Origin of the sequence: Pseudanabaena sp. CCNP1317, assembly GCF_034931345.1 — a bacterium.
In the GTDB taxonomy this organism is placed as follows: domain Bacteria; phylum Cyanobacteriota; class Cyanobacteriia; order Pseudanabaenales; family Pseudanabaenaceae; genus Pseudanabaena; species Pseudanabaena galeata.
Window position 1 is genome coordinate 51917 of the sequence record NZ_JAYGIF010000002.1, and the last position, 26162, is coordinate 78078.

Annotated in this window: 28 protein-coding genes; 18 read left to right on the top strand and 10 right to left on the bottom strand. The window is 42.7% G+C overall.

Annotated features, from left to right (window positions below; all coding sequences use genetic code 11):
- Nucleotides 1–64: 64 nt before the first annotated feature.
- Complete coding sequence (locus VB775_RS01040; RefSeq protein ID WP_281008438.1) at nt 65–889, bottom strand: urease accessory protein UreD; 825 nt, start codon at nt 887–889, stop codon at nt 65–67.
- Between the two features lie 213 nt (nt 890–1102).
- On the bottom strand, nt 1103–2131 hold the full coding sequence (gene pdhA, locus VB775_RS01045; RefSeq protein WP_281008439.1) for a pyruvate dehydrogenase (acetyl-transferring) E1 component subunit alpha: 1029 nt from the start codon (nt 2129–2131) through the stop codon (nt 1103–1105).
- Between the two features lie 225 nt (nt 2132–2356).
- Between pdhA and VB775_RS01050 the strand changes: the two genes are divergently transcribed.
- Nucleotides 2357–2554 carry a hypothetical protein gene (locus VB775_RS01050; protein ID WP_281008440.1) on the top strand — a complete coding sequence of 66 codons (198 nt, stop codon included), beginning with the start codon at nt 2357–2359 and terminating at the stop codon, nt 2552–2554.
- A gap of 82 nt (nt 2555–2636) precedes the next feature.
- Here the strand turns inward: VB775_RS01050 and VB775_RS01055 are convergent, their stop codons facing one another.
- Together VB775_RS01055 and VB775_RS01060 are read right to left on the bottom strand one after the other, a co-directional pair.
- Nucleotides 2637–3821 carry a GAF domain-containing protein gene (locus VB775_RS01055; protein WP_281008441.1) on the bottom strand — a complete coding sequence of 395 codons (1185 nt, stop codon included), beginning with the start codon at nt 3819–3821 and terminating at the stop codon, nt 2637–2639.
- A 6-nt stretch (nt 3822–3827) separates the two neighbouring features.
- Nucleotides 3828–4025, bottom strand: a complete 198-nt coding sequence (locus VB775_RS01060; RefSeq protein WP_281008442.1) for a hypothetical protein — start codon at nt 4023–4025, stop codon at nt 3828–3830.
- Between the two features lie 67 nt (nt 4026–4092).
- Between VB775_RS01060 and VB775_RS01065 the strand changes: the two genes are divergently transcribed.
- Nucleotides 4093–6630 (top strand): O-antigen ligase family protein, encoded by a 2538-nt coding sequence (locus VB775_RS01065; protein ID WP_281008443.1) that lies wholly within the window; start codon nt 4093–4095, stop codon nt 6628–6630.
- Between the two features lie 86 nt (nt 6631–6716).
- Entirely contained in the window at nt 6717–7850 is a 1134-nt protein-coding gene (locus VB775_RS01070; protein ID WP_281008444.1) for a hypothetical protein, read from the top strand.
- Here VB775_RS01070 and VB775_RS01075 read toward each other — a convergent pair.
- The 4 genes from VB775_RS01075 to VB775_RS01090 all read right to left on the bottom strand — a co-directional run bounded on the left by VB775_RS01075 (nt 7842) and on the right by VB775_RS01090 (nt 12272).
- Complete coding sequence (locus tag VB775_RS01075) at nt 7842–9053, bottom strand: lipid-A-disaccharide synthase-related protein (protein WP_281008445.1); 1212 nt, start codon at nt 9051–9053, stop codon at nt 7842–7844. The genes VB775_RS01070 and VB775_RS01075 overlap by 9 nt on opposite strands.
- A gap of 390 nt (nt 9054–9443) precedes the next feature.
- Entirely contained in the window at nt 9444–11369 is a 1926-nt protein-coding gene (gene speA, locus VB775_RS01080) for a biosynthetic arginine decarboxylase (RefSeq protein ID WP_281008446.1), read from the bottom strand.
- A gap of 160 nt (nt 11370–11529) precedes the next feature.
- Complete coding sequence (locus VB775_RS01085; RefSeq protein ID WP_281008447.1) at nt 11530–12072, bottom strand: hypothetical protein; 543 nt, start codon at nt 12070–12072, stop codon at nt 11530–11532.
- Nucleotides 12069–12272, bottom strand: a complete 204-nt coding sequence (locus tag VB775_RS01090; protein WP_281008448.1) for a hypothetical protein — start codon at nt 12270–12272, stop codon at nt 12069–12071. The genes VB775_RS01085 and VB775_RS01090 overlap by 4 nt, the downstream gene beginning before the upstream one ends.
- Nucleotides 12273–12382: 110 nt before the next feature.
- Between VB775_RS01090 and VB775_RS01095 the strand changes: the two genes are divergently transcribed.
- The 13 genes from VB775_RS01095 (at nt 12383) to VB775_RS01155 (ending at nt 22688) form a co-directional block, all read left to right on the top strand.
- Entirely contained in the window at nt 12383–13879 is a 1497-nt protein-coding gene (locus VB775_RS01095) for an AAA family ATPase (protein WP_281008449.1), read from the top strand.
- A gap of 327 nt (nt 13880–14206) precedes the next feature.
- Nucleotides 14207–14824 carry a DUF3611 family protein gene (locus VB775_RS01100; protein ID WP_281008450.1) on the top strand — a complete coding sequence of 206 codons (618 nt, stop codon included), beginning with the start codon at nt 14207–14209 and terminating at the stop codon, nt 14822–14824.
- 116 nt (nt 14825–14940) lie between these two features.
- Nucleotides 14941–15702: a DUF1350 family protein gene (locus tag VB775_RS01105; protein ID WP_281008451.1), complete on the top strand. Its 762-nt coding sequence runs from the start codon at nt 14941–14943 to the stop codon at nt 15700–15702.
- 699 nt (nt 15703–16401) lie between these two features.
- Nucleotides 16402–17832, top strand: a complete 1431-nt coding sequence (locus VB775_RS01110) for a form I ribulose bisphosphate carboxylase large subunit (RefSeq protein ID WP_103666300.1) — start codon at nt 16402–16404, stop codon at nt 17830–17832.
- A gap of 67 nt (nt 17833–17899) precedes the next feature.
- Nucleotides 17900–18421, top strand: coding sequence for a chaperonin family protein RbcX (locus tag VB775_RS01115; protein WP_281008452.1), 522 nt, complete (start codon nt 17900–17902; stop codon nt 18419–18421).
- 27 nt (nt 18422–18448) lie between these two features.
- A complete protein-coding gene (locus VB775_RS01120; protein WP_281008453.1) occupies nt 18449–18784 on the top strand; it encodes a ribulose bisphosphate carboxylase small subunit in 336 nt (111 codons plus the stop codon).
- A 98-nt stretch (nt 18785–18882) separates the two neighbouring features.
- Complete coding sequence (locus tag VB775_RS01125) at nt 18883–19095, top strand: hypothetical protein (protein WP_281008454.1); 213 nt, start codon at nt 18883–18885, stop codon at nt 19093–19095.
- Nucleotides 19082–19354 carry a type II toxin-antitoxin system RelE family toxin gene (locus VB775_RS01130; protein ID WP_281008455.1) on the top strand — a complete coding sequence of 91 codons (273 nt, stop codon included), beginning with the start codon at nt 19082–19084 and terminating at the stop codon, nt 19352–19354. The genes VB775_RS01125 and VB775_RS01130 overlap by 14 nt, the downstream gene beginning before the upstream one ends.
- Before the next feature lie 8 nt (nt 19355–19362).
- Nucleotides 19363–19548, top strand: a complete 186-nt coding sequence (locus VB775_RS01135) for a type II toxin-antitoxin system HicB family antitoxin (RefSeq protein WP_281008456.1) — start codon at nt 19363–19365, stop codon at nt 19546–19548.
- Nucleotides 19549–19737, top strand: a complete 189-nt coding sequence (locus tag VB775_RS01140) for a hypothetical protein (RefSeq protein ID WP_281008457.1) — start codon at nt 19549–19551, stop codon at nt 19735–19737.
- Between the two features lie 198 nt (nt 19738–19935).
- Nucleotides 19936–21345 carry a DUF3370 domain-containing protein gene (locus VB775_RS01145; protein WP_281008458.1) on the top strand — a complete coding sequence of 470 codons (1410 nt, stop codon included), beginning with the start codon at nt 19936–19938 and terminating at the stop codon, nt 21343–21345.
- 182 nt (nt 21346–21527) lie between these two features.
- Complete coding sequence (locus tag VB775_RS01150; protein ID WP_281008459.1) at nt 21528–22289, top strand: WecB/TagA/CpsF family glycosyltransferase; 762 nt, start codon at nt 21528–21530, stop codon at nt 22287–22289.
- Nucleotides 22290–22292: 3 nt separating this feature from the next.
- On the top strand, nt 22293–22688 hold the full coding sequence (locus VB775_RS01155; RefSeq protein ID WP_281008460.1) for a VOC family protein: 396 nt from the start codon (nt 22293–22295) through the stop codon (nt 22686–22688).
- A gap of 208 nt (nt 22689–22896) precedes the next feature.
- Here VB775_RS01155 and rpsN read toward each other — a convergent pair whose 3' ends face one another.
- Nucleotides 22897–23202, bottom strand: a complete 306-nt coding sequence (gene rpsN, locus VB775_RS01160; protein WP_094531335.1) for a 30S ribosomal protein S14 — start codon at nt 23200–23202, stop codon at nt 22897–22899.
- Between the two features lie 463 nt (nt 23203–23665).
- Between rpsN and thiD the strand changes: the two genes are divergently transcribed.
- A complete protein-coding gene (thiD, locus tag VB775_RS01165; RefSeq protein WP_407072969.1) occupies nt 23666–24481 on the top strand; it encodes a bifunctional hydroxymethylpyrimidine kinase/phosphomethylpyrimidine kinase in 816 nt (271 codons plus the stop codon).
- 75 nt (nt 24482–24556) lie between these two features.
- On the opposite strand, the gene VB775_RS01170 is transcribed toward thiD, so the two are convergent.
- Nucleotides 24557–25069: a GNAT family N-acetyltransferase gene (locus VB775_RS01170; RefSeq protein ID WP_281008461.1), complete on the bottom strand. Its 513-nt coding sequence runs from the start codon at nt 25067–25069 to the stop codon at nt 24557–24559.
- Between the two features lie 263 nt (nt 25070–25332).
- On the opposite strand from VB775_RS01170, the gene VB775_RS01175 reads away from it, so the two are divergent.
- Nucleotides 25333–26130 carry a DUF2993 domain-containing protein gene (locus tag VB775_RS01175; RefSeq protein ID WP_281008462.1) on the top strand — a complete coding sequence of 266 codons (798 nt, stop codon included), beginning with the start codon at nt 25333–25335 and terminating at the stop codon, nt 26128–26130.
- The last annotated feature ends 32 nt before the right edge of the window (nt 26131–26162 follow it).

Consider the following 26162-nt stretch of genomic DNA (forward strand, 5'->3'; position numbering starts at 1 on the left):
GTTACCAAATTTTAGGTACGCATTTACTTACTTCTTAAATATTGCCTTTGACAAAATTAAAAAGTTACCAAACTCGCGGTACGCAAATCGTTCTATTTCTATAGGATACACGCAAAAGCTGCCAAATTTGCTGAAACCATTTACGCGCATCGCTAGAAGAATCACCAAAATATCGACAGACTAAACCTGTTAGCGATCGCGTCACTCCTGAGACTCCCTGATAATTACCCTGCTCCCAAGTAGAGCGAATGCAGTTAATTAGTTCAGGCTCAATTGTTTTACCCACAAAAATGAAATTAGCAGCGATCGCATAGTTATTTAATCCATTAGGGCTTCCTAACATTTCCGAATTCCCATTTAGATATTGCCGATCAATCCATAGAGGAGTTTGATCTCGCCATACCTCCGTATGCGATCTCCAATTACCATCTAGAAATTTCTCGCCTCTTGCTGTGCGTCCAAACCTGACGATTTCCCACAGAGTACAGGTAGCCTCTGAAGCAAGGTCTATTCTTGTGGTTTGACGATATTTGGCTTCGGCAAAGGCGATCGTTTCTTGGGGAAACCATTCTAAACTTGCCCCTTCATCAATGCGAATATGGATATTTTGGAGGGACTCTGCCCCCGTGCTGCGATAAATCTTGCTGGCGGTTGCTGTAGTGATCAGGGCTTGAGTGTGGGGTTGAAGATGGATTTTCGCAGATAGGCGATCCCCCCCCACTAGTCCACCTGCGGTATGCAATAGAATGCAATGACAAACTTCTTCACCTTCGGGATATAGCGATCGCTGTATTCTCCAAGGAGCTACGGTATAGCTACGAGCAAGTAAAGTTTGCTGATGCCTTTTTGCAAATTCTAGTTCTAGCTCTCCTGCCCAAGGTGCAACCATAGGAATATTTTATTTGAGTCTGTGTAATAGGAAACATAGCATCAAATACCAATTCACAAAAGTATTGTCATAGTTTTTCAGTAATTCTCGTTATAAAAATCAGTTTTTTGAGAGAGGGTTTGCGTAGCAAACCCTCTCTCAAAAAACATTTTAGATTATCTCGCACTCGCGTATGTGCTTCTCAAACACTCTCTAAAACAACGAACTGAATTATTACTCGTCTTCAGCAAATTGATATCGGAATAGATCCTTAGGATCTGGCTCAGGTGATGTTTCAGCAAAGCGGACACATTCCTCAACTACATCACGGATCTTTTTGTCGATCGCTTTCAACTGACTTTCTTCTACTAAGCCATGCTCCAGAACGCGACTAGCAAAAATTTTAATTGGATCGCGACCAAACCATTTGTCCTTATCTTCCTTACTCCGTAACTCGTCAGGATCGGCTAGGGAGTGCCCTCTAAAGCGATAGGTCATGCATTCTAAAACAGTGGGGCCTTCACCAGCACGACCACGACGGATTGCTTCCTGAGCCAGTTCCCTAACCGCCAAAACATCCATCCCATCAACTTCAAACCCCGGCATCCCAAAAGCTTCTGCCTTCTTATGAATCCGCACATCAGAAGTAGCACGATGGTGCTTCATGCCGATCGCCCAATCGTTATTTTCGATCACAAAAATGATTGGTAAATTCCACAAAGCCGCCATATTCAGGGTTTCATAAAATTGACCGTTATTACTTGCCCCATCACCAAAGAAGCAAGCCGTTACTTGGTCAGCATTGGGATCGCCCATCACTTCGCGGCGATATTTGGACTGAAATGCTGCTCCTGAGGCAACGGGAATCCCCTCTGCGACAAAGGCATAGCCCCCTAAGAAATTATTTTTTGCTGAAAAAATATGCATTGAGCCGCCGCGACCTTTACTGCATCCTGTCTCTTTGCCAAACAGTTCAGCCATGACTTCATTGGCGGTGACACCTGCGCTGAGTGCATGAACATGGTCGCGGTAGGTGCTGCATACGTAGTCATCGGGACGCATTGCTTTGATTACACCAGTAGCAACGGCTTCTTGACCGTTATACAAATGCACAAATCCAAACATTCTTCCGCGATAATACATTTCCGCGCACTTATCCTCGAAAGTACGCCCTAATACCATGTCTTCGTAAATGGTTAGAGCTTCGTCTGTGGTGATATTGGGAGCAGAAGTCGAAACAGTCGCAACAGTGTCTTGAGGCATCGATTCAGTAAATGTGCTAATCGTTAAATTTTTCTTTTGTTTAGTCTAGCAGTGAATGTATAGCTGTCGCTAGTTTTGTTGGAGATGAGTGTCGGCGCTTCGCGCCGACACTCATCTCCTAGTTTGCGTGGTTCGATGCGCTATACAATTCTATCCATTAATAAAGTTGTGTGGCAGCCAAGTCTCCATACATACTTACCTATCAAATTATAAAGATCAAACACAATGACTACCCATTTTATTACTGCGGAAATTGAGATTAATGAAAATCAAGAAACGATCGCTAAAACTGTCGAGCAGGAACTAGCCAAACATGGTGAACCACTACGTTGGGCGATCGCCTCTGTTGAGAGTCAAGTTGATGCTAAGACAAATGTAAAAACTCAAACGGCTCATATTGAGGCGGTCGTCACTCGCAATTAAATAACAAATGTAGGGGCTTGGAGACCAAGCCCCTACAATAAAACTTTGAGAAAGTATCGCGAAGCGATACTTTCTCAAAGTTTTATTGGTTTGATGTTAGGGCGCGATACATTTCGACAACCGCATCTTTGATGTTTTGAGTTAAATTTTCAGATTGCAAATCCAGCAATATTTTCCGAAATTCCTGTTGAGATGCAGTTAATTCTTGCACTTGTTGCTGAAGCTCGGCAATTTCATCTAGTTTTTGTTGCATGTTTTCGATCAGTTCACCAACTCGTTGTTGTAAGTAATCAACCTTAGTCTGCGGTTGAACTTGAACTGGATCTTGGGTGCAACTTTCTAGAACATCCTCTAGAGTTGTGGATTCCAAATCAACACCGTAGATGTCCTCTGGCTCATCGATCACTGCAAAAACATGTGGATAGGGACTAGAGTTATACAAATTTTTTTGGTCTAGTCTTTGCATAGCAAGATTAATGGCTTGATTAATAGAAGTCTCACTATTTCTGATACGACTTCTATCTAATATTTCATTCTCTTCACCATCTGACAAAATGAAGTTGTTAGATAGGGCTATACCATCAATGGTTGACTCTGGCTGGGCTTCTGCTACTTCTGACTCTTCAGATAGCTCTACTCGCCTGACCGTAAAATCTTCTGTTTCAAAGGGTTCATCAAAAAGCAGATCACTCTTAAGAGATGATTTTGAGGATATGGGTGATCGCAAACTTAATTCCCAAGACTGCAAACATTGCCCTAAAACTTGGGATAACTCAAATAAAAAACAAGCTTCTTGAGGTTCCCATTGTCTTGGGCGATCGCATTGTTGGACCAATGCTATTCCCCAGATTTGGTTAAACACTCCCAATGAATCAAAAAAAATTGGAGCTGACAACATCGCCTTAACTTGCGTACTTTGCCAGCATTGATGGACTCTGAGGACTTCAGGTATTTGAGCAACATCTGATAACTTTACAGGGCGATCACGAGGATAGTTCTTAAGGGAGTCTACTCCAAAATATGAAATTGGATATATTTGATTTTTAATGCTCTGGATATTAGGCAAAATTGCATCTACTAATACAATTCCCTGTTCTTGATTGGTGAATTGATAAATTGCTGCTCGACTGACATCCAAGCGATCGCCTAAACTAGTTAAAAAAATTTTTAACAACTCTTCAGGGCTATTGCTGGAGAACATTGCTGTAGCAATTGATTCACATTCCAGTTTTTCATTAGGATCAAAAAAATTCGGAACCCCGTTCATAAGTTGCTAAGTATCAGCGATCGCCATAATATCTCTTTTTAGGATTTTTCGTACCAATGAAATCGAATCTATGGCAATTCTAGTCATAAAAATCGTTTTTTGAGAGCAAGCCCAAGGCTTGCTCTCAAAAAACGATTTTGGTGTTTCCAGTGCCTGCGGCACTGGAAACACCAAAATCGTTTTCATAATGAGAATTGCTGACATAATTTAAGCTTGTACCGTTCACAGTATCAGTTACTGATTATTTCGTGAAACTAGTTCGTCAAATTTTATGAGTACAGGTCGGTTAATCGTCCAGTTAGGTTTTGCAGCCTATATTTTATTCACTCTGCTACCCGATAGTAGTACCCAGATGGTGACTTTCCCTTGGGTGTTGCTATGGCAAGTGGGATTGCTATGCTTTGCGATCGCAGGTTTACTAAATCTATGGCGGCGCGAGAACCCATTTTATTTATTAGGTAGCGGCTTTGACTGGGCGATCGGTTCTGGCTTGGTAACGCTGTGCTTATCGACCATGTTTTCTCGATTTCCAAATCAGGGTATGTGGTATAGCCTAACTGCCTTTGGATACTTTACTGCTCTATATGTGACCAATAATTTTTTGCATGTCGCGTCATCTCCAGCAATTTCTCCCCCGCCAATGGTGCGGGAGAAATTGTTCAAAATTATACGATTTCAGGGCTTATTAGGCTTTGCAGTAATTATTGTAAGTTTATTTCTGTGGATTACCCAATCATGGCTGCCACAGTTAACTAATTTTGCCAAGCTAAATCAATGGGGACTAAATCTTAGTTATGATTTTTCAGATTTGCAGTCCCGCAATTGGGCTCCAATGGGACATCAAAACTATGTGGCGGGATTTTTGATACTCGTTTTGCCGATTTTTGCAAGTTTGGCGATCGCACAGAGGGGAATGTGGCGATCGCTATGGTTAACGGCGATCGGCTTAGGGTTAATTGATTTGTATACCACCAGTTCGCGGGGCGGATTTTTAGGACTGGGAGCAATTGTTTTGTATGGAATTATCGTGGCATTTTTTCGCAATCGTAGTCATCGCGGTTTGGTGGCTTTAGGTGGTGGTGGGGCGATCGCTTTGGTAGCATTTTTAATTTCTACAAATAATCGCTTGCGATCGCTTATATCAGGACTAATCTCTAGTTTTGCTAATCCCACTCAAGGATCGGGAGAGTTACTATTTAGAGCGATCGCGGCGGATGTGGGTTGGCGGATTGGTTTAGAGCATTGGCTATTTGGCGCGGGCGCAGGCTCAGCAGTCATGCTCTATCAGCAATATCGCCCCCAATGGGCTGGACGCGAAGCCGAACTTTTATTTCAGTTACATAGTACGCCTGTGCATCTTTGGGCAGAATTGGGAATCGGTGCAGTAATTACCTTTGTGTTTTTACTAGCCGCCATCATTTCTCTGTTCATCAAATTGCATAAATCTCGCAGTTGGCAAGCTAGTCTACAGGATCAGGCGATCGCCTATGGCTTATTCGGTAGTCTGATCGGTTATGGCATGTTAGCGATTACTGACTATCAGCTTGATGTACCTGCGATTAGTGGCAGCTTGGTGATTATATTTGCTTGTCTTGCTTATTTAGGGCAAGTACATACGCGGGAGTTAATTAGTCTCGGTCATCAAAAACAGCCCCGACTCTGGTTAGCCGTTACTGCCACAGTTTATTTGGTAGCCGCGATCGCTTGGCTGGTTCCTGTGAATATCGCTTGGCAAGCATCAAGTATAGGATTCATCTATCTATCAACAGTGAGAGTAGATTTAGCAACCGCCAAACCAGAATTTTTATCTGAAGCGATCGCTGCCGTTGACAAGTTCCAAGATCGCCTTAAATTCGCGCATCAACTGGCTCCTTGGGAACCCTACTATTCCTATCAGTTGGGTTGGAATTTAGCCGATCTCGCGGGCGACTATCCAAATTTACCGCAATCATCCGCATGGCAAAAGGAAGGTTTGACATGGATTAAAACAGCGCTCGCCTCTAATCCTTATAACGAAGCAGGGTATAACGCTGCTGCATGGCTCAGTCTCCGAGAAACTGAAACCAGCGCGGCTCAAGCAGCAGAAACTTATTTCCGCCGAGGTTTAGAACTTGTTCCTAATAAGCGATCGCTTTCCTTCGGTTTAGGTATAAGTCTATTGCGCCAAGGAAAACAAGCTGAAGCGATCGCCGCCATGACGACGGAAGTAATTAACGATCCTATTTTTATTACTAGTCCAATTTGGAAAGATGCGCTCTATCAAAGTATTTATCTGCAAGTATTAGCCAATCTAGAAACGAGCTATCGTGGTAATCCCCAAAAAACATTAAATTTTGCTGCCTTACAATGGTGGAATGGTAATCCTAATGTAGTTAACGAACTCCAGCAAACGGGTAATCCCACCGCAGTTCTACTCGCTAAGGCGATCGCCAATGACACCAATGCTTTGCAATCGGTCAAACAAAATCCCCAAACCCCTTTGGAGATGGTCATTTCCGCATGGTTAAATCCTAATTTGCGAGACAAGTTATTGGAACGCGCCTATGTATTTGCGACGAGTAGTTTACCTGATGAGCGCTCAGCAGCCATCGTCAAAGCAATGAGCGATCGCATGGCGCAGTCTCCGAATTTTGATGCTTGGTTCCGACTACCTGTACCAGCGAATAGTCCGTTAGTCATAACCTATCGTCGAGCAAGATTAGGCTTTGGTGTAGTTAGTCGTCATGGGGATGGAGTAGTTCCCCTTGACTTCTTTAATGTGAGGGAACGAGCGGAAATATCGCTTTTTCTTAAAGATTTATTTTCTTGAGATCGCTATACTCTAAAGAGAGTTATACCGTAACTCTCTTTTGCTTTTCTGAGTTTCTGATTTTAGCAAAACTAGGCTATTAATCTATGAAATGGAAGTTGTCGAAATTGATCGGAGTTTTGGCGATCGCAATGATTGTCTTATTCGCTTCTACCGCTAGCGCTAATGCTCCACCTCCACCTCCAATGAACTGGTTCACATTCTCTTATCCAGTAGGTCAACAAACCCTGCAAGGCTTACAGATAGTTGAATGTAATACAGCTACCTGTGAGCAGCCAAGGTTGTTTATTCAATATGGTGAATGTCGCGATGTGGGCTGTTTAAAATCCCCAGCCGTTGCCTTGAACATAGATCAAAGCTATCGATTTACCTGTGCTAGCGATCGCTGCTTATTGCTTAGCGATCGGGTTAATACTTTCCCAATAGATAAAACTAAACCTCAAGATGATCCAAATAGATGGTTTAGACTAATTGGTCAGTTCTCAGATCGCTTGCGGCTAAGCTCTCCCACATTAAAAGATTCGCGAGAAAAAACTGCATCTTTCCCCCATAGTGGTGTTTGGCAAGTGCAAGTTACTCAGGACTCTTTACAAGTAATTCAGGAAGAGGATAAACTTGCGTATTTTATTTTAACGCCTCTTCAAGAATATACAAGTCAGATGTTTTTGACTGGATGGCTTCTGACAATTGCCTCTGAACTATTGGTAGGTGCAATTGTTTTATGGTGGCGCAAAGCATCCCAGTCAAAGATTTTTAGAGTATTGATAGCGATCGCGATGGTCAATCTATTTAGCTATCCTGTAGTTTGGTCATTTTTTCCATCTTTAGAACCATTTCAAATTCTCTTAGGAAGGTACTTTGGAATTAGCTCCTTATTTGTAGCTATGTTCTATGGTTTGGCTATGCATGTAAAGCGCCAATCTTCCTCTAAAAAAATTGTCTTCTTCTCTTTGCTTATTTTTGTCACTATGAATATCCTCGGCGGTTTTTTCGCGCTTTGGTTTGGTTACGGAAATCGCACTCCGATCGCTGAAGGAATTCCCTATCGTTTTACGTTGCCAATTTCTGAAGTTTTTGCGGTAGTCTATGAAGCATGGTTGATATCCACTCTAAGTCTGGGGCAATTATCCCTAAAGCAAGCTGGATTACTCAGTTTACTTACTAATGTCACCAGCTTACTTTTAGGTTTTATTTTTTTTGGGGTGAGTTTCTTAGCTTAAATCACTAATATATTTAGCGATTCGAGCTGATGCTCCTGCTTGCCCCATGCGCTCTTCGCCATTGCGACTTACTGCTTGGAAGTAATCAGGATCTTGCAAAATCTCATTGAGAACATCGGCAACTTGAGCTGGTTTTTCGATCAAGTTAATCGAACATCCTAATAAATCCGTTTGTTCTTCGGCGAATTTGCGCGTAAATTGGGGGCCATTTCCAGCGATCGTAATTACAGGCTTACCTAAACCCACCATCTGCTCCGTCGCAGTTCCCGCCATAGCCAAACCTAAATGACATTGATGCAGACAATCACTAAAGCCATCCTGCAAGAGAATCAGTCGCGCATTCTGTACCTTAAAAGTAGTTTCATCAATGCGTAGCCAACCCTTTTGAATGATGCTCTGTCCAATGACTTCTATATCCAAATCTGGGGCGATCGCGACTAGGAAATGCACATTATGGGGAATCGCACGGGAAACAACTTGAGCGCAAAGCATCAAGGTCATCCAGTTTTCGTAGGCTTCAGGCGATCTCGAACCAGGTAAGATTGCTACCGCCCATTCATCTTCACCAATACCAAAATTAAGCCCCTTAGGTTCTAGCCCATCCATCATCGAGTTACCGAGATAAACCGCAGGTAGTTTAAAATCTTGATTTAAGATCTCGGCTGTTAGCAGATCTCGGACAAATACCGCCTTACAGCGATCGCTATTCATCAAAGCGCGTTCCCAAGGAAAAAAGATCGAGCCGCCAAAAGGCTTTTTGACATGGGGTAAATTACTTTTGCGATCGCGCCAATAATATTCGGACTTGGCTGTGGCGACAAACACAAAATTACAACCGCCAAACTGCGATGGCAACCATGCAAATAGCAATGGCACAATATCACCCACCGCTAAAATTAGCCGCTTGGTTCTACGGTTTTCACGCGACCATTTCCACACAAAGCCCAATTGTTTACGGGTTAGCCCCACCAATCCACTTTTAACATCACGGGCTAACTGACGACTATCCATGCGGACAAATCCCCCCGATGGCATTGCCTGTGTAAACTTTTCGACAATCGGGATATTTGCTTTAGCATAGGCATGTCCCACACCCACAAGCGGCAAGGCGATCGCTGAAAATCCTAATTTTTCCAATTCAATGCAGATACGGGCTGCGATGATATCTTCACCATGTCCGTTGCTGATACATAAAATTTCCACGTTTTACCAAACAATCTAATTTACAATTCTGAGTTAATGACTCACCTTACACAGATAGAACTTTGATAGCTGAGTTTTAGGGCTGGCACGGGGGGATTGCCCCTACAGAACATGAATTATTCAGGTAGGGGCAATCCCCCCGTGCCAGCCCTGCTTCGCTACCAGCAAGAGATTCATCATCTATATCCTGCGTAACATCAGTTAATGGTTTACTGTGCTAAGAGTACGGCAAATCATTATTGGGCTAATGTAACTTTAGTAGAAACTGCGACATTATGCTTAATAGCAATTCACGAAAGGGTTGTCACACTTTCGTGAATTGAAAAGCAAACCCAGTAAGGGTTTTTAAATCAAGAAATGGCGTAGCCATTTCTTGATTTGGGGTTTGGCTTAGCTTAAATAGGTGTAACCATTTAGGCAATGCTCGTACTTTTGTAAAAACAACCTTGCTTCATCGAGAGTGATTTGCTTTTCTTGGAGAGCACGTTCAGTTTCTTGGCGAATATTCTCTAGCATCGAGTCACGATTGTACTGGACATAGGCTAATACCTCAGTCATAGAGTCCCCCTTAATTACATGCTCAACCTTATAGCCAGTAGGCGTTGCATGAATATGTACGGCATCAGTATCACCAAACAAATTATGCAAATCGCCAAGAATTTCTTGATAGGCTCCACCAAGGAATAAAGCTAAAAAGTAAGGCTCTTCCGCAATGAAAGGATGTAGCTCTAAAGTGGATTTGACATCACGCAAATCGATAAAGCGATCAATTTTGCCATCACTGTCACAAGTAAGGTCGGCGATCGTGCCGCGACAGTTAGGTTCCTCATTGAGTCGATGGATCGGCATAATCGGAAATAGTTGATCGATCGCCCAACTATCGGGAGCAGACTGAAATACTGAGAAATTGCAGTAATAAGTCAGCGCCATCGCTTTTTCTAGATCTTCGAGATCATCGGGGACATAGTTAAGTTTGCGAGTCACCTTGAGAATGCGATCGCAACATTCCCAGAATAGGCGTTCTACTCTAGCGCGTTGTCTGAGGGTGAGGTAGCCAAAGGTAAACAGACTAATCGCCTCTTGATTGAATTGAACGGCATCATGATAAATCTCTTGATAGTTATTTTCATTGATGTTTTCTAGAGTCTCAAAGAGATTGCGGATAATTAAATGTTCATCTTCTTGTAGTGGCTCAATCGCTTGATTTGGAATTCCACTAATACCCACGACATCGAAAATTAGAACTGACTGATGAGAAGCGATCGCCCGACCACTCTCGCTGGTCAGTGTTGGTACAGCCACACCTTTCTCCGCACATGCATCCTTAATTGCTGCCACGATATCGTAGGCATAATTCTGCATACTGTAGTTTTTAGAAGCGTAGAAATTCGTTTTAGAACCGTCGTAATCTACGCCCAAACCACCACCAACATCGAGATGTCCCATTGGTGCGCCTAGGGTCGTAAGCTGCACATAGATTTGACCTGCTTCGCGCAAAGCATCTTTAATTGTGCTGATATTGCTGATTTGGGAACCGATATGAAAATGCAACAATTTTAGAGAATCCAGCATATTTGCTGCTTCCAATTGTTCAACGGTTTCGAGAATTTCCCACATGCTCAAACCAAACTTAGCGCGATCACCTGTGGAGTCTTCCCAATGTCCTAGTCCCTTAGCACTTAGTTTAGCGCGGACACCAACCACAGGCGCAATTCCCAACTTCGTTGCAGCACGGATGATCATTTCCACTTCTTCCAACTGCTCGATCACAATGATCGTATTTTGTCCCAATTTTCGAGCTAGTAGAGCTGTTTCAATATATTCAGCATCTTTGTAACCATTACAAATCAGTAGTGAACCGGGAGTGCGTAAGGTAGCAAGGGCAATTAATAATTCGGGTTTAGAACCTGCTTCTAGCCCAAATTGGAAGGGTTTCCCATACTTGGCTATTTCTTCCACCAATTGCCGTTGCTGATTGACTTTGACAGGAAAAACGCCACGATAAACGCCATTGTAGTTATAACGGGCGATCGCCTTGGCAAAGGTGGAATTAAGCCGTTCAATGCGATCAGCGAGAATATCCGAAAATCTGACTAGGATCGGCGATCGCAATCCCCTTTGTTTGAGATCATTCACCAGTTCAAACAGGTCAATACAGCCACCGCGATCGCCTTTGGGGGAGACAGTTACGTGACCAGCCTCGTTAATACTAAAATAAGGTTCACCCCAGCCATTGATGCGATAAAGGGTCTCACTATCTTGAATTGTCCACTTTTTGGTATCGGCAACGACAGGTAACTGAATCTCTTGCAACATTGTTAATAAACCCTACAAACCTTGATCTACATAGCTGGAATCATCGGCGCTTTAAGCTGACCCTATCAACTTTAGCACTATCAACTAAATCTAGGTGCTAAGCCCGTAATTCGTCTAGATCTTTTTGAACAAGCCAAAAATAAAGCCACCGATCTAAGCCTTAGCATCTATCATATACAGATCTACAAGACCAAAAGTAACCTGCTCCCACTTCTAAAACTTTGTCATTGGGCATAAATAAGTCCCAATAGGATAAATCTAAATCCTCTAAATCTGGTTGCAAAATCAATTCATAATCTTCTTCAAATAATAATTGCAACTCTAAATTCTCTGGATTAACTTCAAATTTAAGGATTTTCTTATTTTCTAAACTTTCTCTAGTAAGTTGTTTAGCATTCTTGATTTCGGCATCAGTCTCAGGTTCTTCAGACTTAAGCAAAAGTTGCCCTGATTTTTTTAATAGCCAAGGCGTTGCCCTTGCTCCAAACTGCCAGTTTCCTTTCAGTAAATTTCTTAACTTAGGATGGTCACATCTTGACATTTCTCCAAAGTCAAGATGTAGTTCATCTCCATAACTAAAGCGAACTTGATGGCAAATCTCTCCAATTAATTGCTCAGTTAAAATATTTATAACATTTACAATTTCTTGAGATATTTGGATATTTGGGTTGGTTGTATCAGGTATTTTTGTAGAAATGATCATGGTTTTATTTCTCCTAGAAACTCTTTTGCCTTTTGACGAAGTTCTGCATAAGTAAAGTCACCCTTGTCATTTAAACTACCGCGATGACCATCTGCTTTTTCCTGCTCAATAAAATCTCCAAAATCTTCTCGGAGCCGTTTGTACATCTTAAACTCTCTAGCGATCGCCTCAATTTGTTGAATATCAGGTTTTCTTCCCATTAGTTACAGTCACAATCTGTGAAAACCTATGCTATTGCCACTATTGCTATAGTTTGCTGTAGATTATAGGCTGTAGATATTCTAGCGTTTTACTCATGGCTTGCTGATCAATGAATTTTGAAGCTGACTTAAATCTCACCCTCCGCGCCCGTTATCCCTTGATATACATACCTTCAGCCGAAGAGGAACGGATCGAAGCCGTGATTACTAATGTAGCAAAATCCCTCGGTCGTAGCGTTTTTATTTGGGATTTTGTCGATGGCTATCAGTCCAATCCCACCGATGCAGGCGCAGGTAAACGCAATCCCCTCCAAGCTTTAGAATTTGTGGATAAAGTCCCCAAGGGAGCGGTGTTTGTGTTGCGAGATTACGATCGCTTTCTTGATGATGTGGCGATCGCCCGTAAGCTAAAAAACCTTGCCCGCAAGCTCAAAAGCGAAGCCCAAAATATTATTGTGCTTGCCTCACAAATTAATATTCCCGATAGCCTCAGTGAATTTTTCTCGATTCTCGAATTTCCGCTTCCCAATCCTAGCGAACTGAAAATAGAAATTGAACAAATCGCCAATTCGACAAACTCAGCCAATGATCTGCAATTAAATAAACAGGCGATCGATGATTTAGTCCGTGCTAGCCAAGGTTTATCTCTAGAGCGCATCAGACGAGTATTAGCCAAAGCGATCGCTGAAAACAACTGCTTGCGCCCCGAAGATGTAGAGCTAATCCTCGAAGAAAAGCGCCAAAGTATTCGTCAAACGCAGATTTTAGAATTCTATCCATCAACTACGGAAATTAGTGATATTGGGGGCTTGGATAATCTCAAAGAGTGGCTATTGCGTCGAGGGAGCGCCTTTAGCGATCGCGCCCGTAAGTATGGCTTACCACATCCCAGAGGTTTGCTCTTAGCAGGAATTCAAGGTACTGGCAAGTCTCTCACCGCAAAGGCGATTTCTCACCATTGGCATTTGCCGCTATTGCGTCTTGATGTTGGTCGTCTATTTGCGGGACTAGTCGGTGAGAGTGAGTCCCGCACAAGGCAAATGATTCAGCTAGCGGAAGCGCTCTCTCCCTGCGTATTGTGGATTGATGAGATTGACAAAGCATTCTCAGGTGTTGAAGGTCGTGGTGATTCAGGAACGACGAATCGTGTTTTTGGGACTTTCTTAACATGGATGGCGGAAAAGACTTCGCCTGTATTTGTGGTGGCTACGGCAAATAATATTCGCGCTTTGCCCCCTGAACTCTTGCGTAAAGGTCGATTCGATGAGGTGTTCTTCGTTGGTTTGCCAAACCAAGAGGAGCGATCGCAGATTTTTGCAGTGCATTTGAGCAAATACCGTCCCCACAATACTCGCGCCTATGACATCGATCGCCTCGCCTATGAAACTCCAGATTTTTCAGGTGCCGAAATCGAACAGGGCATCATCGAAGCCATGCACATTGGCTTCAGCCAAAATCGTGACTTCACCACCGATGATATCCTCGAAGCGGCTAGTCAAATCGTGCCACTAGCTCAAACGGCTCAGCAGGAAATTCAAGTTCTTCAAGAATGGGCTGCATCAGGTAAAGCTAGACTTGCTTCCAGACAAAATGTTTTCAATAAATAATTGATGATTTCACGTATAGCTATAGCCACCTGTATCAGGACAAACTCAAAACCCAAATAGTGTGAGGCGGCGCGAAGCGCCGCCTCACACTATTTGGGTTTTATGTCCTAAGCAAAACTTACATTGATATATTAAGTAGCTAGGCATAATTAAAACCTAAAACCAGAATCTGTCCCGTCCGCTTAGAGGGTGAGAAAGCTTTCTAGGTTTTTATTTTACTCATGCCTAGCTACTTAATAAAGGCACTTTGTACCTTTATTACTTTTTTGGAAGAAAGCGGAAAACGCTATAGTATTTACTGATTTTATTAGCAGCCCCACTAAAAAAATGCCCAGAGAACTAAAAAATGCCAAAAATGAAGACGATAATAGCGATGTCTCACCCAATGTGTTGCGCGTTGTTTTAGCATTTCGGCGTTGGGGCTGGACTGCCTTTTGGACGCAAGTTGTTTTGTGTGTAGTTTCATCCGTTGTCTTACTGCAACTTTTTTTATTTCCTAGGACTGGTCAAGTAGCTAGTCCCACAGGTTTAGATACTAGTCCCGCGACACTCCCAGGGCTAAGCTTTGCTTGGGTAGGCGTGGCAGTATTAGGCGCAAGTATTTTCTGGAATTATCGTTATACGCAAATGGCAAAAAAGCTGCGATCGCCTGATCGCCCAACCAAAAGCCAAACTATATTTCAAATCAAAATCGGATTGATTATTAATCTGATTGGGATGTTCGTCACTTTACTGGGAGCCTTTGCGATTATTGGTGCGTTAACTCTAAGGGCAGGACAAGGACAAGCAATATTACCTGGTGCAGGTAGCTTTAACTCTGTAATTCAGCCCCTCGACTTTCAAATTATTCAAGCTAGTTTCAATATTATCTTTGCCCACTTTGTTGGTTTAGTCGCATCTCTCTTGCTACTAAACCGTGCCGCCGACAAACCTAATCGGGAATAAACAAGGGGCTTAAGCCCCTTGTTCTACTGCTAAAAAAGGAGAGGGGATGCGATGCATCCCCTCTCCTTTTTTAGCAGTAGAATGAATATAAAGAAATGTAAAGAGTGGCAAAACTGATGGAGTGGAAGCAAATTGAAGAAAATTGGGTATTGACACCACCCAAACCCAAAGGCGTAATTCACTTTTTGGGGGGAGCATTCTTTGCGGCTGCCCCCCATGTTGCCTATGGTCGAGTCCTAGAGCAACTTGCTAAAAATGATTATGCGATCGTCGCTACCCCATTTTTAAATAACACCTTCGATCATCGTCAAATTGCTCGCGAAGTCCACACTTCATTTCGCAAGGTACGCAGCAAACTATTTCTCGATTATTTCCCTGTATTTGGGATGGGACATAGCATGGGCTGCAAAATCCATCTATTAATTAATAGCCTGTACAAGCCTACCCGTGCTGGCAACATCTACATCGCCTACAACAACTACAGCGCCGATCGCTCAATTCCGTTCTTCAAAGAACTAGCTGGTAAGATTCCCGAAATGTCGTCAATGGATTTCACCCCCACACCAAAGGAAACTGAACAGCTAATTACTGCCAACTATCAGACCGCAAATAATTTATTAGTCAAATTTGTGGACGATGGTATTGATGAAATTTCCACCCTTGCTCAACTACTCAAACAAAAATTTCCTAAAACTATCAGTTTACAAACCCTCGAAGGTACTCATCTCACATCTATGGGGCTGGATGTGAAATGGCAAGCAGGATCTAGTTTTTCGGCGATCGATGCGATCGCGCAATGGGTCAAGCAAGAAATGCACAAAAATAATCAGAGCTTAGAACTAGTCTTACTAGCATGGCTGACACAGCAAATCGTCTAAAAAAGTAGGGGGGCAAAGCCCCCCTACTTTTTTTAGCAATAATAGCAATGAGTAAAAATACTCTATTTAAATCAATAGATAAGATAACAACAAAGTCAGATCAAAACCAATTGATTTTGTATTTATATATAAGTCATTAGGATTTCTAATATTGTTTTAATCTTATTAAAATTCCTAACTATTCATATTAGTTTTTGTGTAGGTATGTATCAGGCGATCGCTAAAATAGATTGCGAGATTGCTATTTTTCTTAACATAAACTTATAACCAGACTTATCCGTAAATCCTTATTAATCAAGCCTTTGAGGTTAATGATTTAGGAATATCTCGCAAAAACAAGTACTAGGGGATATATCTAGCTTATTAGAGTTATATAAATTTTTTATATGAATTTGTTGTCAAAAATAGCAAATTTCAAAAATTTTTTTACAAAAAAAGTAAATGTGGATACGCACTTTATGTTTAAATTAGAGACATCGCTCAAGGAATTCACACGAAGGATTCCTGATAGGATTAACTTATATAAAGCAAAAAAGTATTTCAACGAAGAAGCAGACATCAAAGGGCTAATTAGATTTTTAATAGATTTTTAATCTTTCTTTAATTTTCGATTTGACTATTGACTCTGACTCTTAAGTTTTTTTTGCAGAGCTTCGTGCAGTTTACTGATTCTCATTTAAATCTAGTAAGGAGATATTAATGTCTTACTCAAAAACACAGTCTAAAGCTAAGGCTGGGTACGACGCAGGTGTTCAGGACTATAAACTAAAGTACTATACCCCCGATTACACCCCCAGAGATACTGACCTTCTCGCCGCTTTTCGTTTCGTGCCTCAACCAGGCGTACCTCCAGAAGAAGCTGCTGCTGCGGTAGCTGCTGAATCTTCTACAGGTACATGGACAACTGTATGGACAGACTTGTTGACCGACCTCGATCGCTACAAAGGTCGTTGCTATGATGTCGAACCAGTAGCCAACGAAGACAATCAATATATTGCTTACATCGCATATCCTCTTGACTTGTTCGAAGAAGGTTCTGTAACCAACTTGCTAACTTCATTGGTTGGCAACGTATTTGGTTTCAAAGCTCTTCGCGCACTTCGTCTAGAAGACATCCGTGTTCCTATTGCATACTTGAAGACATTCCAAGGTCCTCCTCACGGTATTCAAGTTGAACGCGACAAGTTGAACAAGTATGGTCGTCCTCTATTGGGTTGTACCATTAAGCCTAAATTGGGTCTATCTGCTAAGAACTACGGTCGTGCAGTATACGAATGTTTACGCGGCGGTTTGGACTTCACGAAAGACGACGAAAACATCAACTCTCAGCCTTTCATGCGCTGGCGCGATCGCTTCCTGTTTGTACAAGAAGCAATCGAAAAAGCTCAAGCTGAAACTGGCGAAGTTAAGGGCCACTACCTCAACGTAACTGCTCCAACCTGTGAGCAAATGATGGAACGTGCAGCTTTCGCAAAGGAAATCGGCACACCAATCATCATGCATGACTTCTTGACTGGTGGTTTTACAGCTAACACCACTCTTGCTAAGTACTGCCGTGACAATGGCTTGCTATTGCACATTCACCGCGCTATGCACGCAGTTATCGACCGTCAAAAAACCCACGGGATTCACTTCCGCGTTTTGGCTAAGTGTCTGCGTATGTCTGGTGGCGATCACCTCCACTCTGGAACCGTTGTTGGTAAGCTCGAAGGCGAAAAAGGTATCACCATGGGCTTTGTTGACCTAATGCGTGAAGATCACATCGAACTCGACCGTGAACGTGGTATCTACTTCACTCAAGATTGGGCTTCTATGCCTGGTGTTATGCCCGTTGCTTCGGGTGGTATCCACGTATGGCACATGCCTGCGCTCGTCGAAATCTTCGGTGACGACTCTTGCTTACAGTTTGGTGGTGGTACTTTGGGTCACCCATGGGGTGCTGCTCCTGGTGCAACCGCTAACCGCGTTGCGCTCGAAGCTTGCGTACAAGCACGTAACGAAGGTCGCGACATGATGCGTGAAGGTGGCGACATCCTTCGTGAAGCTGGTCGTTGGTCTCCAGAGTTGAACGTTGCTCTTGAACTCTGGAAAGAAATCAAGTTTGAATTTGAAGCAATGGATACCGTCTAATCGATTTGCTATTGTGAGAATGGGCTACGCCCACTCTCACAAAAAAACTCTTGGTTAAGTTCAGCCTATGGATATTAAGCGCAGTACTAAGTCCACAGCCAAAATGTTGATCAACTTTTTGACCTTCGAGGCTGTTAAGACAATTGGTGAGCAATTGCAGGAAACCGATAAGTTAAAAGCTCTTTGGTTTAATCAATTCTCGACGCGCGAGAGACTCCAAAATGGTGAACTTTATATTAAAGACCTTTTTGAGGTTAACCAAGAAATGGCTTTTCGAGTAATGACAGTTCGAGAGCATTTGGCTAATGAAATTTTAGAATTTTTGCCTGAAATGACTCGTACTGGCATCCAACAATCAAATATGCAACTTCGTCGTCAGCATTTTGAACGCATCATGAATGTTCAGGCTTCTGAGGGATATGCAGAATGCGAGAATCTTGATAATAGGTTAGATACTGAGGTTGATCAGAAAAGCAATCCAGAATCTAGTTTAGAAGTTAATCTCGAAAGTCTCTCAGAAGAACCTTTAGAATCGATTGCAGATTCAGATGTTGATGCCGATCGCGCTACCACTCAACAAAATCAATAGCAATATAATTTCAATCGCGAGGAAATAATGCAAACTTTACCAAAAGAGCGTCGTTACGAAACTCTTTCTTACCTTCCCCCTTTGAGCGATGCTCAAATCACTCGTCAAATCGAGTACACCTTGAAGCAAGGTTTCTATCCTGCGATCGAATTTAACGAAGATTCCGATCCTGCAATCCACTACTGGACTCTTTGGAAGTTGCCCTTGTTCAACGCCAGAACTCCTCAAGAAGTTTTGAGCGAAGTTCAAGCTTGCCGCTCTAGCTATCCTGGTAGCTTCATCCGTGTTGTTGCTTTCGACAACATCAAGCAGTGCCAAGTCCAAAGCTTCATCGTCCACAAGCCTAACGCTGCTCGTTACTAAGCTTTAACAAAACAAAAAAGCCCCGCATTGCGGGGCTTTTTTGTTTTGTTATACTGGATATCAGATGATATAAAATCATAAAAAAATAAGGTGGATTAATGATTGATATCCCAAAGCAATATGTTTTTGATGAGCAGCACCGTCCTCTTGCGGTGCAAATCCCCATAGCTATATATAATCAAATCGAAGAAATTTTAGAAAACTTTGGTCTAGCTAAGTTAATGCAGGAAGTAGAAGATGATGAGTTGCTTTCTGGTGATGAGGCTTACTCGTACTATCAATCCTTAAAATTACAAAATGTGGAAAGTTGAGTATACTAAGCGCTTTCTGAAAGAGCTTGCTCAACTTCCAGATAATGTGCAAGGACGAATTGAAAATATCATTTTTCACGAGCTAAAGTCAGAAAATCCGTTTAATCTCGGTTATATTGAAAAGATGAAGGGCTATCCTGACAAATATAAAATTCGTGTGGGTGATTACAGGATTGGTATTTCTATAGATGTATCTCTCAAGCAAATAATTTGTCAGAGAGTGGCTCATCGCCGAGAAATATATAGAATTTTCCCGTAGGATAAAATATGAAGTACCTTGTAGTTATAGAAGAGACTCAAACAGGTTATTCCGCATACTCACCCGATATTTTGGGTTGTGTATCTACAGGGGCAACGCTGGAAGAAGTTAATGAAAATATGCAAGAGGCGATCGCGTTTCATATCGATGGTCTTATAGAAGAAGGGCTAGAAATTCCTAAGCCTTCTACCTAAATGACCGTTGTTGCTCGTGGTCAGGGAAGAACGAAAAGCGCTGTCACCGTCACCCTAGATCCTGATGTTGCCAAATTATTCCCCAATTCAGGATCAGTCAATGAAGGACTAAGATTGCTAATGCGATTAATTAAGCAAAATTCATCACAATTAGACGACCCCTTGTTAAGGAAATCTAAAAATCCGTGAATTTTACTGGTTTTTGATATTGTTATCAAAAACTTTTGTTGTGGTTTATTCAATAGCAATCCTAAATAATTAAAAAAGGCAAGGGACTTAAGCCTCTTGTTATAAGCTGAGATTTTCACGACTCATTTAGGATTGATCTATAATCGCGATTATTAGATAAACTTGCCTCATGCCTCAATCCTTGGATAATACAAGCCTATGTTGACAGCTTTTTTAGTGTCGCTATTAACTCCAATTACACCAGTTTCGCCTACAGTAAACCCAGTAAACAGTCCTAATGTCACTCATAAAGTTGCTCAAGCTGCCAGCCAACGCCAAATTATCCTAGATCGCCAAGAAATGCGTCCCCTTATGGGACAACTTGACGATGTACCAATGTTTAATAGCAACAGTCCTGAGATCGTGCAAACAGAAGGGATTTTGCTGTCAGCTTTTCCACCTGAAGGGATGGCTCATCCCAAAGCGCATTTAAACTTTCCCTTTCAAGGACGGTTCGATTTATTTACACACCATATTTCCAAAGCTCCACCACCAGAAGACTTAAGGACTTTGTATATTGGCGCGATCGCCTATAATCCAACCGATCAACCCGTAAAAATCGATATATTGCAAGGCGCTAGCTATCTCAGCCAGCCCGATGCACCTTTTTACGATGCGCCGAACTACTCTCTAAACAACAATGGCGAAGTGTATCGAGGTCCTGGAGATCGCGCCATGCTCGATATTTTACGCGGTCGTCGTCAGGCTATTTTCCCTGCTCAGATTGTGATTCCACCCAAGCAAAGCCGCATGTTAATGAATGTGCCGATTCCTGTAAAGGAATTAGAGCCACCCTTAAATGGGCGATCGGGCTTATCGCGGTTACGTAGTGATGGCAAGGTCTATATGGCGACGCTTGCACTCTATGCGCGTCTTAATGCTGATGGAACCGAACGCGCTCCTGATCTTGCAGAATGGGAAGAGATTCTCAAAAAAGGAGAGTTATCTAAACCTCGCGATGTCGTGCCTACGCCACCTGATTTGACGGAAGGAAGATTTGAATATAGCCGTGTAGCTGGTGTGCAGCTAGGTTCCCAATGGTTTGGGAATTTGACCGATAAAGATAGTAATGATCTAGCCATTCCCAAACGTGGCGAATCCTATTCCTATGGTTTGAGTCTGTTGCAATATGGCACGATGGGAACGGGACAAGTACAAACAGCACCGCTAAAGGTTCGCTATCCTGATACTGCTTATTCTGCTCACGGCAATTATGGAGTGCAGTACAATTTGACGATGCCTCTGCATAACCCTACCAGCGAGACCCAAACCGTCGTTCTCACATTTCAAAATCCAATCAAATACGATAAACCTGTTGGCGGGTTGCAATTTTTTGAACCTTTACCCGATGATGTATTTTTCCGTGGTTCGGTAAGAGTGAGATTTCGCGATGACAGGGGCTTAGCACAAACGCGCTATGTACATTTAAAGTTGCGTCGAGGAGAAAGAGGTAAACCTTTGGTGACATTAACTATGCCACCAAGCGATCGCCGTGTCGTCCAGTTTGATTTCCTCTATCCTGCGGATGCTACGCCTCCACAGGTGTTAACAGTAACAACTACACCTTAGGAACTTGCGACTTAATAAAATACCAAATATAAAACCAGAATCAATTGGGGGGCTTCGCCGCCCAATTGATTCTGGAAAATCTGGATTGGTATCTTATTTTCTTACAAGTTCCTTAGAACCAAGGGCTTGTGGTTTTCATTTTGCCTAAGTCAAAATGAAAGCAGCTGTAAGATGATAAATTGATGACTACGCAGTATTTGGAGATGTTTATTTTGCGTCAGTTTGGTGTGCTTGGTCTGCCCGTACATATTCATGAAAACTATCGTGATTGGTTAGCTCAAAGACTACAGTCTAGCCAAGGCACACATGTAGTCACCATAAATGCAGAAATGACCATGCAGGCTAGGAAAAATCCTGACTTGGCAAGTGTCATTAAGCAGGCTGAGTTAGTTGTGCCAGATGGTTCAGGCATTGTGCTTTATCTACGATCGCAGGGTCAAAAAATCAACCGATGCCCAGGAATTGAACTGTCGGAGCAGATTGTACAGGTTGCAGCCGAACAGCAATGGCGCATTTTCTTAATTGGGGGCGCTCCCAATGTTGTGGATAGTGTGGTCAATATTTGGCAGCAAAAATGGAGAGATATGGCGATCGCAGGAATGCATCACGGGTATTTTGATGACATGCTCGAACAGCAAATCTGCGAACAGTTACAAAGCACACAACCCGATCTAATCCTTGTAGGGCTTGGAGTACCACGTCAAGAGCTATGGATTCAAAAATATCGCTATCTTTGTCCTAATGCTGTGTGGATCGGCGTAGGTGGTAGCTTTGATGTTTGGTCAGGGCTGAAAACTCGCGCTCCCGAATGGTTTGGTAATAACAATTTAGAATGGCTATATCGACTCTATCAAGAGCCTTGGCGCTGGAGAAGAATGCTTTCCCTACCGCATTTTGTCTGGTGTGTCACCAAAGATTCTATATTCAGACCCAAAAAAGTGTAGGAAATGCAACATCACCACACTTCGATTAAAACTGCGGATATTTTTCGGGCGATCGCCTTTTATGAAGCTTTAGGCTTTGAGGTGACTGAGCGCTTTACGGCAGGAATTACGCTCGCTTGTTGGATGCAGGGTGCAGGGACTAATCTCGAACTCATGCAGGTTCCTGAACCGAAAAATGTATCTAATCCATTTGGTGATGAGCATTATGTGGGGTACTATCACCTATCTTTTCATGTAGAAAATTTACAAGTTTTTTTGCTAGATCTAGTAAATAAACTAGGAAAAGTTAAATTGTTATTGCCACCGCAAGAACAAACCATAGGCGATCGCACCTATCAAGTTGCCTTTGTCGCTGATCCTGATGGATTGCCAATTGAGCTAATGGAGAGACAAGATTGAATTTGCTTTGCAGTCTTAACTCAACGTCAGTTCGACGACAGCGAAAGATGGTAAGAATCGCTAAGCGATTCTTACCATCTTTCGCCATTTGCGGCGTGCTTCGCACGCCGCAAATGGCTATATCGAACTCACGTTAACACATCAGAAAGAAAGTACAGTAACAAAAAAGCCGTCACCAATTGGTGACGGCTTTTTTGTTTTCCAAAAACTACCAGCTAGATTTAACTACACCTGGCAACAAGCCTTGGTGAGCCATCTCACGCAAAACGTTGCGGCATAAGCCGAAATCCTTGTAATAGCCGCGAGGACGACCTGTTGCCCAGCAACGATTACGGTGACGGGTAGGGTTGGCGTTACGAGGAATTTGTTGGATTTCACGATGTACGGCAACTTTTTGTTGTTGTGTCAGTTCAGGACTGGCAAACTTTTCTTTGAGTGCTTCGAGCTTAGTTGCATATTTTTCAACTAACTTAGCGCGTTTTTTCTCGCGCTCGATCATGCTTTTCTTAGCCATTGCGGTTCTATCAGGTGATGTAGAGGTAAAAGTCTAAAAATTTAATACAATTCGCGACAGTTATCGATCATAACCTAAATAACCATTTTATTGAGCATAATTTTTCATTTTGTCAGCAATTCTCATTTTGAAACCGATTTTTGGTAGAGATAGATAGGTAAGGATGGGCGGTGCTTCGAGCCGATTATCCTTACTATAGCGATCCTAAATGATTTGTAAGATTTGGAGGGTTGTGAGAGTGCGCCCCTTCGGGGCGCACTCTCACAACCCATTTAGGATTGCTTTATAACCATACCCAAACACAAAATAGTGTAGCCATTTTGTGTTTGGAAAACACTTACTGGGTTGGGCTTTTAATTCGCAAAAGTGTGACAACACTTTTGCGGATTGGTATTACTTTTGTGAATTGGGATGGGCTAAAATTTGGGCAAAGCAAAACCTGTTTTTAGAATTAACTCATATTATGACCAATTTCCATAGCTCACAAATTCCGATCGCTATGACGATCGCTGGTTCTGATAGTGGCGGTGGCGCAGGCATACAGGCTGATTTACGCACCTTTGCTTTTCATTGTGTCCATGGAACTAATGTCCTCACCTGCATCACCGCCCAGAATACGCAGGGAGTAACGCGGGTAGATGCGATGTCGCCTGAATCCGTAACCGCACAATTTGAAGCCGTAATGATTGATATGCGAATTGGAGCCATCAAAACGGGGATGTTGCTCAATCAAGAGATTATTAAAACTGTGGCGAAGAAGCTAGTTGCCTTTGGATTTGGGAATGTGGTGGTCGATCCTGTGATGGTGTCGCGGACTGGGGCGCAGCTAATTGATGACGAGGCGATAAAAACGATGCGGGATGTATTAATTCCCCTTGCAGCGATCTCTACGCCCAATCGCTACGAGGCGCAAATTCTCGCCAATATGGATATTCACACTCTCGAAGATATGCAAACGGCGGCTCAAAATATTTATAAATTAGGTACGCGATCTGTTTTGGTGAAAGGCGGAGGGATGACGGGCGCTCTTAAGGCTGTTGATGTTTGGTTTGATGGCGATCGCCTTGAGGTTTTGCAGACTGAGGTAATTGATACAAACCATACTCATGGCACAGGTTGCACACTCTCAGCCGCGATCGCTGCCAATCTCGCATTAGGAAAACCACGTTTTCAAGCAGTTCAGGAAGCAAAAAACTATGTGACTGAAGCTTTGAAATATGCCCTAGCGATCGGCAAAGGACAGGGGCCAGTTGGACATTTCTTTCCCTTGTTAAAGTAGGGGCAATCCCCCCGTGGTTGCCCAGATCTCTAGAGGGTAGGCACGGGGGCGCTACCCCTACAGCTTTTAGACGGCTCAAATAATTTTGCCAAAAATTACTAAACTTTGCTCTTGTCCGTCTAATTCGGCAACTTCAGGCAAAAATCCCCATTCTGTAAAACCAAAGTTTTCAAATAACCTGCGACTGGCTGTATTGTGAGCAAATATAAAGCCGACTAGTTTAGAAATATTTAACGAGGAACATTGGGCGATCGCATGACCAAGCAATTTTTTGCCGATACCCTTGCCTTGAGATTTAGGATCTATATAGATACTGACTTCGGCGGTTTTATGATAGGCGGGACGACCATAAAACATCTGTAAACTGAGCCAGCCCAGAATCTGCTCGTTTTGATCGCTTTGAATATCGTGACTACCAATTGCTATTACCCAGACAGGATAACGATCGCCATGCGATCGAAACCAAGCACGGCGGCTCTCGACGGAGATAGGTTCCAGATCGGCAGTGGCAAGACGGCTGGGAATAGCAGCATTATAAATTTCAATAATTGCGGGTAAGTCAGCCTCTAATGCCAACCGAATTTGCATAAAACAATACTCCCTAATAGTCCCACCAAAATCGTTTTGTGCGGCAAAGCCGCGCCACACAAAATTGTGTCAACAAAACTCATACATTACCGTAATTTGCAACTAAGTAAATTACAACATTTTTGTTAAAAGTGTTACTTGGCAACACTTTTAACAAAAGTGTTGGTTTCTATCTCAGTTCAAAATGCGACAAAAGCAGCATGTAGCGCTGCTTTTAATTCTGGGTTTTGGTTTATGATGAGTAAGGTAGTTATCTCCTTTTTATGGAATTATTTGCTGGCTTACTTACGACGGTTTTAGGTTTGGCAGGCTCGCCCGGAATTGCGATCGATAAAATTGCGACGGATTTTTTGCGTGGGCAAATTGTAAGGGCTGATGTCCTAGAAGTGCGCGTTGATAACGCTCCTAACTATCAAGTCCTTTTAGGGAACGTCGATCGCGTTCGTGTAGCAGGTCGTGGTGTTTACATCTTAGAATTTTTGCGAATTGATCAGATTGACCTAGAAACCGATCCGATTAGCATCGATCCCAACGTGTTGCAATCGGGCAAAGTTGTTTTACGTCGTCCATTACAGGCGGCTGTGCGCGTCGTCATGCGCTCTGAAGATGTGAATACAGCCCTGCGATCGCCTAACGTCCAAACTTCCTTTAAAAATCTCAGCATTGACATTACAGGAACTAATAAAAATCCCGAAATTTTGGATTTGATCGATCCTGAAATAACTTTTTTGGAAGGCGATCGCCTCCGTCTGGCTGCTTCCCTCCAGTCGAAACCGACTCCTGCTAAGCCCAACCCCAGCAAACTTGATGTTTCTATAAATGCAGAACTAAAAACTATCGGTGGTACAAGACTGCAAATTATTAATCCTAAAATTGAATTGTCAGGTACACCAGTCCCTGAGCGAATTGCTAAAGCTTTTACCGAGGGATTGAATAAAGTTCTAGATTTGCGTCAATTGGAAAGTAAAGGTATTACGGCGCGAGTGATCAGATTGGAACTTACGGAAGGGAAAATGCAAGTCATTGGTTTTGCCAAAATGGATGCTCTGCCCGAACAATAGTTGCAACTCAAAACCCAGAGAAGTTTTAAAAA

Excerpts from the sequence above, each read along its gene's own strand:
- VB775_RS01040 (WP_281008438.1), bottom strand. The coding sequence starts at position 889 with ATGGTTGCACCTTGGGCAGGAGAGCTAGAACTAGAATTTGCAAAAAGG.
- pdhA (WP_281008439.1), bottom strand. The coding sequence starts at position 2,131 with ATGCCTCAAGACACTGTTGCGACTGTTTCGACTTCTGCTCCCAATATC.
- VB775_RS01050 (WP_281008440.1), top strand. The coding sequence starts at position 2,357 with ATGACTACCCATTTTATTACTGCGGAAATTGAGATTAATGAAAATCAA.
- VB775_RS01055 (WP_281008441.1), bottom strand. The coding sequence starts at position 3,821 with ATGAACGGGGTTCCGAATTTTTTTGATCCTAATGAAAAACTGGAATGT.
- VB775_RS01060 (WP_281008442.1), bottom strand. The coding sequence starts at position 4,025 with ATGTCAGCAATTCTCATTATGAAAACGATTTTGGTGTTTCCAGTGCCG.
- VB775_RS01065 (WP_281008443.1), top strand. The coding sequence starts at position 4,093 with ATGAGTACAGGTCGGTTAATCGTCCAGTTAGGTTTTGCAGCCTATATT.
- VB775_RS01070 (WP_281008444.1), top strand. The coding sequence starts at position 6,717 with ATGAAATGGAAGTTGTCGAAATTGATCGGAGTTTTGGCGATCGCAATG.
- speA (WP_281008446.1), bottom strand. The coding sequence starts at position 11,369 with ATGTTGCAAGAGATTCAGTTACCTGTCGTTGCCGATACCAAAAAGTGG.
- VB775_RS01085 (WP_281008447.1), bottom strand. The coding sequence starts at position 12,072 with ATGATCATTTCTACAAAAATACCTGATACAACCAACCCAAATATCCAA.
- VB775_RS01090 (WP_281008448.1), bottom strand. The coding sequence starts at position 12,272 with ATGGGAAGAAAACCTGATATTCAACAAATTGAGGCGATCGCTAGAGAG.
- VB775_RS01095 (WP_281008449.1), top strand. The coding sequence starts at position 12,383 with ATGAATTTTGAAGCTGACTTAAATCTCACCCTCCGCGCCCGTTATCCC.
- VB775_RS01100 (WP_281008450.1), top strand. The coding sequence starts at position 14,207 with ATGCCCAGAGAACTAAAAAATGCCAAAAATGAAGACGATAATAGCGAT.
- VB775_RS01105 (WP_281008451.1), top strand. The coding sequence starts at position 14,941 with ATGGAGTGGAAGCAAATTGAAGAAAATTGGGTATTGACACCACCCAAA.
- VB775_RS01110 (WP_103666300.1), top strand. The coding sequence starts at position 16,402 with ATGTCTTACTCAAAAACACAGTCTAAAGCTAAGGCTGGGTACGACGCA.
- VB775_RS01115 (WP_281008452.1), top strand. The coding sequence starts at position 17,900 with ATGGATATTAAGCGCAGTACTAAGTCCACAGCCAAAATGTTGATCAAC.
- VB775_RS01120 (WP_281008453.1), top strand. The coding sequence starts at position 18,449 with ATGCAAACTTTACCAAAAGAGCGTCGTTACGAAACTCTTTCTTACCTT.
- VB775_RS01125 (WP_281008454.1), top strand. The coding sequence starts at position 18,883 with ATGATTGATATCCCAAAGCAATATGTTTTTGATGAGCAGCACCGTCCT.
- VB775_RS01130 (WP_281008455.1), top strand. The coding sequence starts at position 19,082 with ATGTGGAAAGTTGAGTATACTAAGCGCTTTCTGAAAGAGCTTGCTCAA.
- VB775_RS01135 (WP_281008456.1), top strand. The coding sequence starts at position 19,363 with ATGAAGTACCTTGTAGTTATAGAAGAGACTCAAACAGGTTATTCCGCA.
- VB775_RS01140 (WP_281008457.1), top strand. The coding sequence starts at position 19,549 with ATGACCGTTGTTGCTCGTGGTCAGGGAAGAACGAAAAGCGCTGTCACC.
- VB775_RS01145 (WP_281008458.1), top strand. The coding sequence starts at position 19,936 with ATGTTGACAGCTTTTTTAGTGTCGCTATTAACTCCAATTACACCAGTT.
- VB775_RS01150 (WP_281008459.1), top strand. The coding sequence starts at position 21,528 with ATGACTACGCAGTATTTGGAGATGTTTATTTTGCGTCAGTTTGGTGTG.
- VB775_RS01155 (WP_281008460.1), top strand. The coding sequence starts at position 22,293 with ATGCAACATCACCACACTTCGATTAAAACTGCGGATATTTTTCGGGCG.
- rpsN (WP_094531335.1), bottom strand. The coding sequence starts at position 23,202 with ATGGCTAAGAAAAGCATGATCGAGCGCGAGAAAAAACGCGCTAAGTTA.
- thiD (WP_407072969.1), top strand. The coding sequence starts at position 23,666 with ATGACCAATTTCCATAGCTCACAAATTCCGATCGCTATGACGATCGCT.
- VB775_RS01170 (WP_281008461.1), bottom strand. The coding sequence starts at position 25,069 with ATGCAAATTCGGTTGGCATTAGAGGCTGACTTACCCGCAATTATTGAA.
- VB775_RS01175 (WP_281008462.1), top strand. The coding sequence starts at position 25,333 with ATGGAATTATTTGCTGGCTTACTTACGACGGTTTTAGGTTTGGCAGGC.